At 38.5% G+C, this 12,975-nt stretch carries 12 protein-coding genes; 3 read left to right on the top strand and 9 right to left on the bottom strand.

The features are described 5' to 3' along the window. Positions 1–493: 493 nt before the first annotated feature. Positions 494–781, top strand: coding sequence for a hypothetical protein (locus GXK58_RS26630; RefSeq protein WP_160726193.1), 288 nt, complete (start codon positions 494–496; stop codon positions 779–781). A gap of 36 nt (positions 782–817) precedes the next feature. Here GXK58_RS26630 and GXK58_RS26625 read toward each other — a convergent pair whose 3' ends face one another. Both GXK58_RS26625 and GXK58_RS26620 read right to left on the bottom strand, forming a co-directional pair. Beyond that, positions 818–1,513, bottom strand: coding sequence for a glycosyltransferase (locus GXK58_RS26625; protein ID WP_160726192.1), 696 nt, complete (start codon positions 1,511–1,513; stop codon positions 818–820). Beyond that, positions 1,510–2,205 (bottom strand): glycosyltransferase family 2 protein, encoded by a 696-nt coding sequence (locus GXK58_RS26620; RefSeq protein WP_160726191.1) that lies wholly within the window; start codon positions 2,203–2,205, stop codon positions 1,510–1,512. The genes GXK58_RS26625 and GXK58_RS26620 overlap by 4 nt, the downstream gene beginning before the upstream one ends. Positions 2,206–2,281: 76 nt before the next feature. Here GXK58_RS26620 and GXK58_RS26615 point away from each other — a divergent pair, with 76 nt between their 5' ends. After that, positions 2,282–3,253 carry an NAD-dependent epimerase/dehydratase family protein gene (locus GXK58_RS26615; RefSeq protein ID WP_160726190.1) on the top strand — a complete coding sequence of 324 codons (972 nt, stop codon included), beginning with the start codon at positions 2,282–2,284 and terminating at the stop codon, positions 3,251–3,253. Here the strand turns inward: GXK58_RS26615 and galE are convergent. Together galE and GXK58_RS26605 are read right to left on the bottom strand one after the other, a co-directional pair. After that, positions 3,250–4,233 (bottom strand): UDP-glucose 4-epimerase GalE, encoded by a 984-nt coding sequence (gene galE, locus GXK58_RS26610; RefSeq protein WP_160726189.1) that lies wholly within the window; start codon positions 4,231–4,233, stop codon positions 3,250–3,252. The two genes, GXK58_RS26615 and galE, sit on opposite strands and share 4 nt — an antisense overlap. 11 nt (positions 4,234–4,244) lie before the next feature. After that, positions 4,245–5,177 (bottom strand): glycosyltransferase family 2 protein, encoded by a 933-nt coding sequence (locus GXK58_RS26605; RefSeq protein WP_160726188.1) that lies wholly within the window; start codon positions 5,175–5,177, stop codon positions 4,245–4,247. Between the two features lie 136 nt (positions 5,178–5,313). Between GXK58_RS26605 and GXK58_RS26600 the strand changes: the two genes are divergently transcribed. Further along, complete coding sequence (locus GXK58_RS26600; protein ID WP_160726187.1) at positions 5,314–6,081, top strand: glycosyltransferase family 8 protein; 768 nt, start codon at positions 5,314–5,316, stop codon at positions 6,079–6,081. Positions 6,082–6,094: 13 nt separating this feature from the next. Here the strand turns inward: GXK58_RS26600 and GXK58_RS26595 are convergent, their stop codons facing one another. The 5 genes from GXK58_RS26595 to GXK58_RS26575 all read right to left on the bottom strand — a co-directional run bounded on the left by GXK58_RS26595 (position 6,095) and on the right by GXK58_RS26575 (position 12,824). Beyond that, positions 6,095–7,225: a glycosyltransferase family 61 protein gene (locus tag GXK58_RS26595; protein ID WP_160726186.1), complete on the bottom strand. Its 1,131-nt coding sequence runs from the start codon at positions 7,223–7,225 to the stop codon at positions 6,095–6,097. Positions 7,226–7,268: 43 nt separating this feature from the next. Continuing rightward, positions 7,269–9,413, bottom strand: a complete 2,145-nt coding sequence (locus GXK58_RS26590) for a glycosyltransferase family 2 protein (RefSeq protein ID WP_160726185.1) — start codon at positions 9,411–9,413, stop codon at positions 7,269–7,271. A gap of 19 nt (positions 9,414–9,432) precedes the next feature. Further along, a complete protein-coding gene (locus GXK58_RS26585; RefSeq protein ID WP_160726184.1) occupies positions 9,433–10,551 on the bottom strand; it encodes a glycosyltransferase family 61 protein in 1,119 nt (372 codons plus the stop codon). A gap of 180 nt (positions 10,552–10,731) precedes the next feature. Beyond that, the gene (locus GXK58_RS26580; RefSeq protein ID WP_160726183.1) at positions 10,732–12,006 is read right to left on the bottom strand and encodes a UDP-glucose dehydrogenase family protein; all 1,275 of its coding nucleotides are present in this window, start codon (positions 12,004–12,006) and stop codon (positions 10,732–10,734) included. Next, a complete protein-coding gene (locus GXK58_RS26575; protein WP_160726182.1) occupies positions 12,003–12,824 on the bottom strand; it encodes a UTP--glucose-1-phosphate uridylyltransferase in 822 nt (273 codons plus the stop codon). The genes GXK58_RS26580 and GXK58_RS26575 overlap by 4 nt, the downstream gene beginning before the upstream one ends. Between the last annotated feature and the right edge of the window lie 151 nt (positions 12,825–12,975).

The raw sequence follows: 12,975 nt of genomic DNA, 5'->3' as shown, positions 1-12,975 counted from the left end.
CGCCAGCGTTCGTCCTGAGCCAGGATCAAACTCTCCAAGAAAGTTGATTAGCTCAAAAATGTTACGTTGGCTCATGTTCTCTAATATATAGAAGAAACATGAATATTATTGTTTGTTGACGTTTTTGTTTGTTTAGTTTTCAAAGAACAATTTTCGAAACGACATTTATTATCTTACCATCATTTCTTTTAAGTTGTCAACATTTATTTTCATCAATGCAATCAATGTCGGCGACAACTTTTATATAATAACATATCATTTTTCATCAAGTCAATAACTTTTTTAAAATAATGATAAGATTGGATTTTAATAAATTATAGACTCACTCTCTCTACGAGAGAATACTATATTACAATCATTCCGATTCAGTGTCAACCAAAATCATACGTATATAATGGACAACTCCCCATTTTTATTAAATTACATATATGCCCTGTCCAACCTTATGCGTGTGAATATATTAGATTGTAACAAGAATAGAGGTGAAAAAAGCTTGGGCAAAAATAAAAGTAACGAAAAGTGCAAGAAGAACAGTAATTGCTGTTCCAATAATGATTGTTTGTGCGATTTACTTAAAGATTTCAAAGGAAATGAAGTTACCGTACGAACTAAATCAGGAGACATGATCACTGGAACTTTACAAAAGGTTAAAAAAGGCTGTGTGAAAATTTTGGAACCAGCAATGATGACACCTTTTGTAAATGCAAGATTGACTGTAGTCCGCTGCAAAGATATTGAGAGCTTTTCTGTCGATTTACTCGATACTACGGAATCATTTTAACACCTTATAAGGCAGTGACAGGCACTCTGCACTGCCTTAATGGTTTTGATGATTTATAAAAGCTTCAATTGAGGGAACATTTGCTATAAATCTACTTCTTCGCTTCAATAATGGCTCTTTTACATCAGAATGATGGTGGAATGAGTCAGGGTAGCGCAGGTAGGCATAATGATCTTTAGATAATGCATAAATCTTCATCCCGTTCTCATAACAAAGTTTTTGAAAGCCGCTGTCCTCGCCAATATTCACATCCGGAAACCTCACTCTAGAAAATATACATTTTCTAAAGACCATTGTTGCGCCACTTAAAAAAAAAGAGGATTGATAAGGGCCATTATTCACAATCCACTTTTGCTTAAAATTGGGATTATAGAGGCGCAATTCCTGATTGTTTTTAAAATAAATATAAAAAGAACTTTTCCCGACAAGATCTGCATTAGTTTGCGTAAGGGTATCATAGGCCTCCTTTAAATAATCTGGACCATAATAATCATCATCATCCATTTTTGCAATGTATTGAAATTTAGCATGCTTAACCCCTTGGTTTAAACATTCACCTAAACTCATTTCATCAGGAAGGTGCAGTACCGTATGCTCTTTAGAATCTATGTTGATATTCAAAGAGTGCAAAATCAGAATTAACTCTTTTTCAACGAGTGTTTGTTTTTGAAAATTATCAATAATTGACTGGACAAAATCCTTTCGATTTGTACATGCAATCACAGTAATCATGTTTCACTGCTCCCATCCCATACAAAACTTTCAAAGGCATCTGTAGTGGTTACCTCTTTACAGTGCTTTAGAAAAAGCTCATCGTCCACCTGCCACGAATGTTGGTGTTCAATACCATGCCGGATTAGCACATAATCTTGTTGACCTCCAGAATAAATGGATAACTGTTGACTTAGACAATTTTGTTGAAAAAGTATATCCTCACCGTTATTTAAATGAGGAAAAGGCGCATTTTGAAGAATCTCTTTTTTAAAAACTAACGTACCTCCCGAAAGTAACAGCTTTTTATTTTTTATAAAAAGATGGTTCATTCTAGGCCTATATATGGATAACAGTTTTTTATGTTTAAAATATACAAAAAATGCCGCTTTACCAACTACATCTGCCTTGGTTTCCTGAAGATCACGCAGCGAATTCGTTAAATATTGGGGGGAGTAATAGTCGTCGTCATCCATTTTAGCAATGATGTTATACTTCGCTATACTTGCCCCAAAATTCAAACATTCGCCAAGAGTTTTCGCTTCATCCAATCGGAATACTCTAATATTTGCTGTATTCGGATTTTCAAACTGAATCGAATCTTTATTTAAAATGAGGATAAGCTCTTTTTCTTGTAAATTTTGCCTAGTAAAGTTCTCTATTACCCGCTCTAGCATATGACTTCTAAATGTACTCGTGACAACAGATATCAAGAGGTCCACTCCTTGTCTATAGCAAATCCTTAATTTTTTCATATTATGAAAAGGACACAATCAATTGAGGTGAAATATGTTAAAAAAAGTGTTAATTACCGGAGCTGCTGGTTTTCTAGGTTCGCATCTTGCCAAAGATTTAATAGCTGAAGGCTGTATGGTAATCGGAATTGATAATATGTATTCCGGAAAATTAATGAATATAAAAGACCTACCTAACCAGCAGTTTATTTTTAAAAAAATGGATGTTTGTTCTAAAGAATTACTTGATGATCCTGATTTAAAAACTGTGCAGGAAATTTATCATTTTGCCTCCCCTGCTTCACCGCGGTCTTATCAAATGAATCCTTTTGGAACCATTAACGCTAATACTGTCGGAACCGAGAATATGCTTGAATTAGCCAAATGTACTGGTGCAAAGATTGTTTATACAAGCACCAGCGAGGCTTATGGTGATCCCGAAATCCATCCTCAGCCTGAAACCTATAGAGGGAATGTTAATACATGGGGTCCCCGTGCCTGTTATGATGAATCCAAACGTTTAGGGGAAGTCCTTTGTTATTTATATTTCATGCATCATAATACACAAGTAAAAGTAGCCAGGCTTTTTAATACCTATTCAGCTGGACTAGCCAATGATGATGGACGTGTGATTTCCAATTTCGTTACCCAAGCCTTAAAAGGTGAGGATATCACTGTATACGGTGATGGTTCCCAAACACGTTCCTTTTGCTATGTGACAGATACGATTAAAGGGCTGAAATTAATGATGGAGAAAGAAGCAGCAAATGGTGAAATTATTAATATAGGAAATCCTATCGAATATAAAATTTTAGACCTAGCCTATTTCATCAAGGATTTAACTGAATCAAGAAGTAAGATCGTTTTCGAGCCGCTTCCGGAGAATGATCCAAAAATCCGGCGTCCGGTCATTGAAAAGGCAAGAAAATTGCTTGAATGGGAACCAATTGTTTCTTTGGAAGAGGGATTAAAATTGACGATCAATGATTACAAATCCAAATTGAAAAACTGTGTTCAGAGGGATTAAGAAAAACCATTCGGGTGTTTTTCATGCCAATTCCATGCTGTGCGGATGATTTGTTCAAGATTGTAAGCAGGTTTCCAGCCCAAAGCCTTTTTAATTTTTTCAGAAGATGCTACTAATAAAGGCGGATCTCCAGGTCTATTTTCCAATACTTCTACTTTTGCTTGTCTATTAGAAACCCTCTCACACATTTTTATAATATCTAGTACAGAATAGCCTATCTCATTTCCGAGATTAAAAGTTTCGGAAACAGGCTGATACTCCAGTAAATATTCAAGGGCTAGGATATGGGCATGTGACAGATCAGAGACATGGATATAATCTCTTATACAAGTTCCATCAGGAGTAGGGTAGTTTTTACCAAAAATAAAGACTTCCTTTGTTTTCCCCTGTAAATGTTGCAATACACTTGGAATGATATGTGTTTCCGGTTGATGATCTTCCCCTATCTCTGCGGACAAATGGGCACCGCCAACATTAAAATATCGGAGTGCAATATAATTTAACCCATTACTTTGCGACAGATCTTTAATTATTTTTTCGATCATTAGCTTTGAACGGCCATAAGGGTTGATCGGTTGCAGCGGTTGTTCCTCTGTTATAATTGGTACAGAAGGAATTCCATAGGTGGCACAAGTCGAGGAAAAAACCAATCTATTTATTTTATGCTCGAGCATCTTCTTTAAGAGCCGGATCGTTTTTTCCACATTATTTTGATAGTATTTCATAGGACTATGAACCGATTCTCCTACTAAACAGCTGGAGGAGAAATGCATAACCGCACGGATGGAAAATACACTAAAAACTTGGTCAAGCAGTTGTTCGTCCCCGATATCTCCAAAAATAAATGTCGCACGCGGATCAACAGCCTGAAGATGACCTGTTGATAAATTGTCTATCACCGCCACAGAGTATCCTTTATCAAGCAAGTCCCGTGCAACATGGCTGCCAATATAACCAGCACCGCCTGTAACCAAAATCATTCAACCACCCCTTAATGTACTGCACACCATACTTTATAATAACGCAGCCCTTTTTTATCCAGCTCCTTGGTAAATGTAAATGAACCATAATAATCTAAAATAATAATAGTTGAGTTGTGTAAACTCTCACTTAAAATGGGAGCCGCGTAAGAGAATTGATGCTGCAGCTTCGGCTCTATTTTTTGTTTAAAATATTGGCGTGCCTTGTCTGTACCGACGATTAAATAATTCTGAAGTTTATGTTCTTGTTTCGCACATTCGATAATCCCCCTAATGGAAACTTCCATCGATTCGTCATTTGTCTTTTGAATATCCAGACTAGATAACGAGGAAGAATGGAGTCGATAGCCGTATAGTTTTTCTGGGATTTTGTGAACTTTTCCACCAGAGGCAAACCGCAGTAATAAATCATAATCATAAGCAATTTCGTATCGTGAAGAGTAGCCGCCAATTTTTTTGTAGAGCTCTTTTCTAAACATAAAAGTCCCATGGCAAAAGCTCGAACCGTAAAAATCCTGGGACCGATTATTATTAATCAGCCGCTCTGTAAACTGTGCTCTTTTTTGTAGCCGTTTTTCTTGGTAAATACACTCGATATAGGAACCAGTTAAGCCGTATTCCAAGTTATTTTTTAAAAAAGCCGCTTGTTTTTCAAGTCTCTCGGGATAACTAATATCATCAGCATCCTGAATCGCTATCAGACTGCCTTCTGACATTTCAACCGCCTGCTTCAGACATTTAGCAGCCCCTTGATTCTGTTCAAGATGAATGATTTTTATCCGACTGTCAGAGATGGAATTTAGAATGTTTTTTGTTTCGTCCGTTGAACCATCATTAACAATCATATATTCAAAGTTTGGCTGTGTTTGCTTTAAAATGCTCTTGATTGAGTCCTTTATAAAATTCTCCCCATTATATACAGCTGTTACCACACTTAATTCCATAAAGGTCCTCCGCTTCTAAGGAACACACCTTATTTGAGCACATTATTACATTGGCTGCCACTCATGTTGAAAATACTTTCCATTCATCATATGGAATTTGACTAAACTGGTGCAATTTTTAATCGAGGTGGATAGATTGGAAACCATTTATATCGTCACGGCTATAAATAATAACTTCGCCAAACATATGGCCGTCATGTTATTTTCATTATTTCAAAACAAGAAGTCGAGGAATCCGCTTGTCATTTATGTGTTAGAAGCAGACTTAACAGAAGGTAATAAACATAAGCTTAAAAAATTTATTTCCCGTTATAATGCTTTTGTTCACTTCATTAAGATGGATGATAGAATTTTTGAAAACTGTTTAATTTCGAGTCATATAACAAAAGAAACCTACTATCGGCTGCTTATTCCCAATCTAGTCGACCACCAGGTACAAAAGGTTCTTTATTTGGATAGCGACATCATTGTTCATGATGATATCACTCGACTTTGGGAGACCAACATTGATGAGTTCTTTTTAGCGGCCGTTGAGGATCCATTGGGCCATTATCGTCTTGAAGCATTGTCGATACCGGAAAATAGTTATTTTAATGCAGGTGTCCTTTTAATTAATTTATCAAAGTGGAGAGAGCACTACATCTCAGAACAGACGATGCGCTTTATTGCGGAAAATCCCACTAAAATCTGGTGGTGGGACCAAGATGCCCTAAATGCGATTCTATTTGATAAATGGTTAAAACTTGATATGAAATGGAACTATCAAGCCTTATCCGGCATTCCCCTCCAGTATCCATCAATCGTTCATTTTACATCACCAACCAAGCCTTGGAATGGGGAGCCGCCATTAAAGGAGTATTACGATTATTATGCTAAAAAATTAAATTGGGAAAGACTTCGGTAATATAAAAAAGCCCTCAAGAGGGCTTTTTTATATTCATAAGCTTCAGCATTTTTTTTACATCCTGTAAATCAACTTCAATTTCTCGATGAACAGCATTTGGATCAGTATATTCAGGCGGCCTTTCGCCAATCCCGATTAAATAATGATAATCTGCTTTTACATGCTGAGAGAGGATCCAATAACAGGTGTGAACATAATACGGAGAAAAGATTTCAAGAACCTTTGTCTTAGGGCTGCAAAACGCTAAATTCGTTAAACCTCCGCCATGAGGCCCAATAATAACCTCTGCTTCATGAAAGAGACGAACTTGATCGGCAACCGTCATCTTTTCCAAGTAAACTGGTGTAATGTCATATTTTTTTAATAAAGAAATTAGTTCGGGTTCATTGGTCACTTTTCTAGATTGAGCTTTTCCCCTGCAAATATAAATCCTTTTTGGCATAGAGCCAGACCGGCTCTTTTTTAAGGCCTGTATCATTAATTCGTTTCTTAAATAATCCACTGTCCACTTGCCCATATGACCTGTGTACCCAGGCAGGGAAGGAATATATAACTTCTCTGCCTGAAGATTAGTGTTTTCCGTAACCATGATTATTTTACTTTGATCAATCCCCAATAGATCCAGTGTCTCTGTTTGAAAGGCAGGCTTTCCATTCCAATTGATCGCATACTGATCCATATCAATTCCCATATAGCGAAGGAGATATAATCTTGGAAGGACATCAAATAACCAATGATAATAATACTGGCTGGCACAGAAGGTTAAGGCTGCAATTTTTTTATCAGTTGATTGGAGCGGCGGGAGGGATGATTTTTGGAGTAAAAAGTGGTTCTGCGGAAAATCGGCCCAAAATTCGATTGATAAATCCCAAATCAAATGGTTATCAGGTGAGACAATCGCACCATTATAAGAAAGAATCCGGCCTTTATCCATTCTCACTACAAAGGCAGATGGCGGCTTTGATGGTTGGTTAAATTTCCAATGTACTTTTTTCTCAATCGTTTTCGGCTGCTGATGGAATGTTGTCGGCTCCATATTTAGTTTTTGGCAGTGTTCTAGGATTAAATGTTCATCTTTAAAAAAATCCCTTAACCATTTTTCAGTAGTTTCGTAAACTCCGGACAAGCGGGGATATAATTCCATCCGGTTTCCTCCTAAAATTTCATAAGGTTTCGATGTGACTGTTTTATTTATGGAGGCGTTGAAATAAATTCACCCACGCTCCATACTCTAAAGGCATAGAAGAAATCATCATGTTGAAATATTGTCTTTCTTGTTTGGAAAGTTCCTCTGCTCCCCCTCCAGCATAATGCCTAAGTGATTTCTCCATCTTTTCCGCAATAATTTGGCGGGCAGGGTCCTGTTTGATCATTTGGTGCTGCTCATAAATGGTTGAAAGCTGGATAAAGCTCAGATTATGATAAAACAGCAAGGCTAACAAACAGACTTCAAAATGGGGATGCTTTTGACGGAGTAATTGGAAGGCTTCCCTTTGGGCAGGATTCCTCTTTGGTGAGATGGGTCCTAACTGTTGCAAGGCTTCACATCGTTCCCCGTAGATAAACTTTCCGCCAGATTGATAGAAACGATAGCCAAATTCCCAATCCTCTAACCTGGTTAAGCTTTCATCAAACCCGTTTAGCTCTAGGAAATGTTCTTTTCGAATCGAGAGATTACCGGTGCAGCAACTAATCCAAGGAAGATAAAATCCTTTTATCTCAGGACCATACCGTTTATAGATGTCGGACGCCATTTCTGCCCACTCCGTTAGATAAGCCGGGCAAAAATAAAATGGTGTCATATTCCATGAATAAATATCGGATTCGTGTACCAAATGACCATCCTCAGCGGCTCGGAGCCTTTTCTGAATAAATGATTGATTATAGAAAGGTTTTACATACTTTTTTTCATATGAGGACCATTGACGGTCAAAATTGAAGGTTATGAGATAATGCCAGCGTCCCATCCCGGAAACGATCGCCCGCTCCTTTTTTTCATGCATCTGGATATGGCTTTCAATAAACCAAGGCGGAACAATAAAATCACTATCGCAAAAAATTATGAGGTCTCCCTTAGCATGAACCACTCCTGTATTACGAGCAGCTGCTGCCCCTTTGTTATGAAGGTGGCGGATAATTTTTAAGTTTGGCAGATGAAACGTCTTTAACAACTCATAAGTTCCATCTGTTGAGGCATCATCAACAATAATAATTTCATAGGAGTAATGTTTAAGTGTCTGTCTGCCTAAGGAAAGGATGGTATTTCTAATGGAAGAAAGAGCATTATAGCAGGGAACAACAATACTGGCATATCCATTCTTCCCCCTTACTTGCGTGGATTCCATGAATATATTCCATAAACGGAAAACTTGAGAGTTAAACTCTAATCCATGATCGACTAAATCAGCAACGAGCTTCTCGGAATGTTTTCCGTCCAGTACAATGATGGCATCCACATTCTGTGACCAAAATTTTTCTAAAATCACTTGAAACCCCTGTTCTTCGTTCACATATTCAATTACGGTAAGTTCATTGACACTGGCAATTTCGTCACGAAAATAATCACTGCCTGCACTTGGTCCAGCAACAAGCAAGTTCGGCTTATGATTACGTTCTTTTTTCAGCTTGTTTTCAATATGGAAACTTGTACAGGTTAAGGATTCTTTGCATGTTTTTGTTTCATCTTTTCGGCTTATCGATTGCGGGTCAACCCGGTAGTGATACAATACTTCCGGCACCTTGTCGATGGGACCTATTTCAAGTAAACGAATCCATAAATCAAGGTCTTGGCCAATTTGATAACGTTCATTATATTTGCCTGCTTTATAAAAGGCCTCTTTTGAAAATGCCACGGTCCCATGGACGATTGGAGGGGCGATAAAGCGATATTTTTTAATTTCCTCTCTGGTAAGCAGCGCATTACTCCACTCAATGGCTCTTACTGAGTGGGCATCTGCCGTTCTTAGAGCGGAAATACCCCTAATTTGCGTACCAACCGCGACGGTGTCCGGATGTTCTTTGATAAAGGTAATCTGCTTCTCTAATCGCTCGGGTAAACTTATATCATCTGCGTCTTGTCTAAAAATCCAATCTCCACGAGCCTGGTCAATTCCATAATTTAACGCATAAGTTTGCCCCAAATTTTTATCCAGATGATAGACTTTAAGGCGGGAATCCTTAAAAGCAGCTAAAATATCCTTCGTTCGGTCTGTTGAGTAATCATCTACTATAATAAATTCAAAATGGTGATAGGTTTGGTCAAGAACGCTTTGGACAGCTTCTTTTACAAACTCCTCACCATTATATACGGTCATTACAATTGATATATCCATAATTGTATTACTCCTTAGTCTAGTATCCTGCACGCCGTAAAACTTTTTTTAGTTTATTTATATTGATAGTAATGTCATCATCCCCCCCAGAGCTCGGCCATTCCTTATATAGATCCTTTTCTAACCGTTCTCCCTCTCCTAAACAATAGTGGTAATCCACATTCAAACGATTACTCAACAGCCAATAGATTGGATGAACATATGCAGGAGAAAAAAGTTCAATTAGTTTCGTTCCCTTGTTTGCAAACAGTAAATTGCTCAGCCCGGCACCATGAGGGGAAATGATGAGTTCAGCTGAGGCAAACACGGATGCTTGCTCTAACACCGCCAACTTCTCGAGCTCTATTACCGTAAAACCCATTTTTTCCAATGCCTCAATAAGCTCTGTTTCATTTATTACCTTTCTTCCAGCCGCATTCTTCCGGCTGATATAAACATATTTGTACCTGGGGTTTTGCTTCATTCTGCACTGGTCTTTTATTGCTTTAGTTAAAAAATGACAGGCCCATTCTGGGACCATGGTTGGCTGAGAGGCTAACACTAATTGATCTGCCTGAAGATGCAAACCATGATAATTCTCGATGATTTTTTCCTCGGGAATACCAAGGAGCTGAAGGGTTTCGTACTGAAATGGATGTTTTCTTGGATTCATAATGTAATAATCTATGTTAAAACAACTGCGCTTTAATAAGTCAAACTTGGCCATCACATCAAACATCCAATGATAATAATTATTATGCCAGGAAGGAATCGTATCAAGAAAGGCCGCATTCCCTTTAATGGAGTTCATTTTCGGCAGCTGTTCTTGTTGGAAGATCCAGTGCATTCCTGGTTCAGATGCCCCGCTTCGAGATACATCATGGATTAATTTATGATCCTGCGAGATAACGGCAAATTGTGCCCCATCCCCAACCAGCCGTCCCCCAGGCATGGCTGTAACAAAGGCACCATATGAGGTAACGTGCGGGGAAAGATGTTCGAATAATTCTATCTCATCTTCTTTTAAACATTTAGGGAGCCTGAAGGTCGTATCATGTCTGGGATGGATATCCTTATAGTGTTCAGGGTCAAAGTTTTCATTAACCCATTGCCAGGTATATTCATAAAAACCATCAGGAATCGTATGGTTATTTTTCAAAATCACTTCCTCCTCTTTTACTTAAAGCGCTGGTAAAACGCAAAGTGTTTCGATTACTGCAGGTATAGAGGGGCCCCTGCAGACACAAATTGCCGGGGCAGGCTCCCCCTGATGCGATCAGATTAAACAGAGCTGTCTTTTAAAAAAAAGAGCACTTGCTTCATGCTCTTTTTATCGACTTTAATGATTGGCGATTCCTAAATAATTAAATCCCGCAGATTCGACTATTCTCTTATTAAGCATGTTTCTGCCATCAAAAATATATGGTTGTTTCATTAATGGTTTCAAAGAATGCCAATTTAGATTTTTATAGTCATCCCAATCTGTGCAAAGTACAATCGCATCTGCACCAGTGACGGTTTCTTCAACTGCAGCAAATTGATTCATTGCTGATTGGACAATGGGGTCGTGGACCCGTATGTTTGCTTTTTCCTCTAGTAATCTATCAATCAGCAGGAGACTAGGTGACTCCCTCGTATCATCGGTATTTGCCTTAAACGACAACCCAAGTACCGCAAACGTCTTTCCTTGCAATTCTCCACCGAGAGCCTGTTTTATTTTTTTCACAAAATAAAGCGGCTGTTCTTTGTTCACCTTCACAACGCTTTCTAAGATCGATAATGGATTGGAGTTTTTCTTTGCTGTTTCAATTAAGGCGTTCACATCCTTAGGAAAACAAGAGCCCCCGTACCCCATCCCAGCTTTTAAAAATTGCGGGCCAATTCTGTGATCAAGGCCAATTCCTTTGGAAACATCATTCACATTAATTTGCAGTTCATCACACAATTTAGCCAGCTCGTTAATGTAAGAAATTTTTAGAGCTAAGAAGGAATTTGCGGCATACTTGATCATTTCGGAGGCCTTTGGATTGGTCTCTACTATCGGACATGAAAAATTTTGATACAATTCACGTAACAGTTTGCGAGATTTCTCACTTGTAGTACCGATGACGATCCGATCTGGATTTAGGGCATCCGTTAGAGCCGAACCTTCCCGAAGAAACTCAGGATTAGAAACGACATCAAATGGGATGGGTGTTTTTTGCGTATTTCTGATCCACCCAGTTACTAGCTCTGCTGTTCCCACTGGAACTGTACTCTTTGTAACGATTACTTTGTACTGGTTCATATATTGGCCAATCGATTCAGCGACGCTTTTTACAAACCTAAGGTCTGCATTGCCATCAGCACCTTGAGGTGTTCCCACGCATATGAAAATAATGTCATTGTCTCTAATAGCAGCTTCTGTTTGATTAGTAAAATGAATATTGTTGGCTTCGACGTGCTTAATTAAGAGGGTATCAAGCCCCGGCTCATAGAAGTGTAATTTACCCGCCTGTAAGGCGTTAATTTTGTTGATATCAAGATCAAGACCTGTTACTTGGTGGCCCATTTCACAGAATATGAGACCTGTCGTTGTCCCCACATATCCTGTGCCGACAATTAGTATTTTCACGAACGTTCTTCCCCCTTAGCTCCACATACAAAGTTAATCAATTTGACATACTCTGAGCTTTTTGAAATATCATAGCTTTTTCCCTCAATCTCCAACCCATAGCTTGTATAATCTTGGGCCATCTCTTTGATGGCATCTGTTAATTGAATCTCTCCTCCAATGCCTGGGTTCACTTTATGAAGATAATGGAAGATGGCTGGGTCAAAAACATACCTTCCCACGACTGCTAAATCAGAGGGAGGGTCAGCTTGAGGTTTTTCAATGATATCGTTGAGCTTGTATTCTTTTTCACCTAAGGGATCAGGCTGGATGACACCGTAGCTTCCTAATAGTTCTTTGTTCATTTTTTTGACGCCGACAATGTTCCCCTTATATTTTTTATACATTTCAATTAGTTGACCCAGCGGCGGCTGCTGATCGGACATGATAATTTCATCAGGAAGCAGCACTGCAAAAGGTTCATTTCCAACAAAGTGTTTTCCTAGTAAAATGGCATCTCCTAAGCCACGTGCATAGGTTTGTCGGACATATTGAAAGTGGACATCCGGGAGGCTGACTTCTTTCAATAGATGATTTTTTCCTTTTTCTTCTAGATACGTTTCTAATTCGACTGACCGGTCGTAGTAATCCAAGATCATATTTTTGGACCTTGAGACAACGATTAAGATTTGCTCAATTCCCGAATTGATCGCTTCTTGGACGAGGTAATCAATCGCCGGCTTTCCACAGATTGGCAGCATCTCCTTTGGCAAAACCTTTGTAATCGGCAGGGTTCTTGTTCCATATCCTGCTGCTGGGATAATTGCTTTTCGTACCATGATCTTCCCTCCTTAAGAACTAGTATTAATTTATTCCTAATTACAGTGGAGGGAAGGTTGTCCAACATAGAAAGGGCTATAAATGGGGATTTGTCCAATAGTAGAGTAAGAAACTGATTTCGAAGGGATAGCTTACGCTATCTCTTTTACT

Source organism: Bacillus sp. USDA818B3_A (assembly GCF_009928415.1).
GTDB lineage: Bacteria > Bacillota > Bacilli > Bacillales > Cytobacillaceae > Neobacillus.
The sequence above is the reverse complement of the archived record's forward strand: the minus strand, read 5'-3'. Positions and strand labels throughout refer to the sequence as shown.

Coding starts and splice junctions, on each gene's coding strand:
- GXK58_RS26625 (WP_160726192.1), bottom strand. CDS start 1,513: ATGATTACTGTGATTGCATGTACAAATCGAAAGGATTTTGTCCAGTCA.
- GXK58_RS26615 (WP_160726190.1), top strand. CDS start 2,282: ATGTTAAAAAAAGTGTTAATTACCGGAGCTGCTGGTTTTCTAGGTTCG.
- galE (WP_160726189.1), bottom strand. CDS start 4,233: ATGATTTTGGTTACAGGCGGTGCTGGTTATATTGGCAGCCATGTTGCA.
- GXK58_RS26605 (WP_160726188.1), bottom strand. CDS start 5,177: ATGGAATTAAGTGTGGTAACAGCTGTATATAATGGGGAGAATTTTATA.
- GXK58_RS26595 (WP_160726186.1), bottom strand. CDS start 7,225: ATGGAATTATATCCCCGCTTGTCCGGAGTTTACGAAACTACTGAAAAA.
- GXK58_RS26590 (WP_160726185.1), bottom strand. CDS start 9,413: ATGGATATATCAATTGTAATGACCGTATATAATGGTGAGGAGTTTGTA.
- GXK58_RS26575 (WP_160726182.1), bottom strand. CDS start 12,824: ATGGTACGAAAAGCAATTATCCCAGCAGCAGGATATGGAACAAGAACC.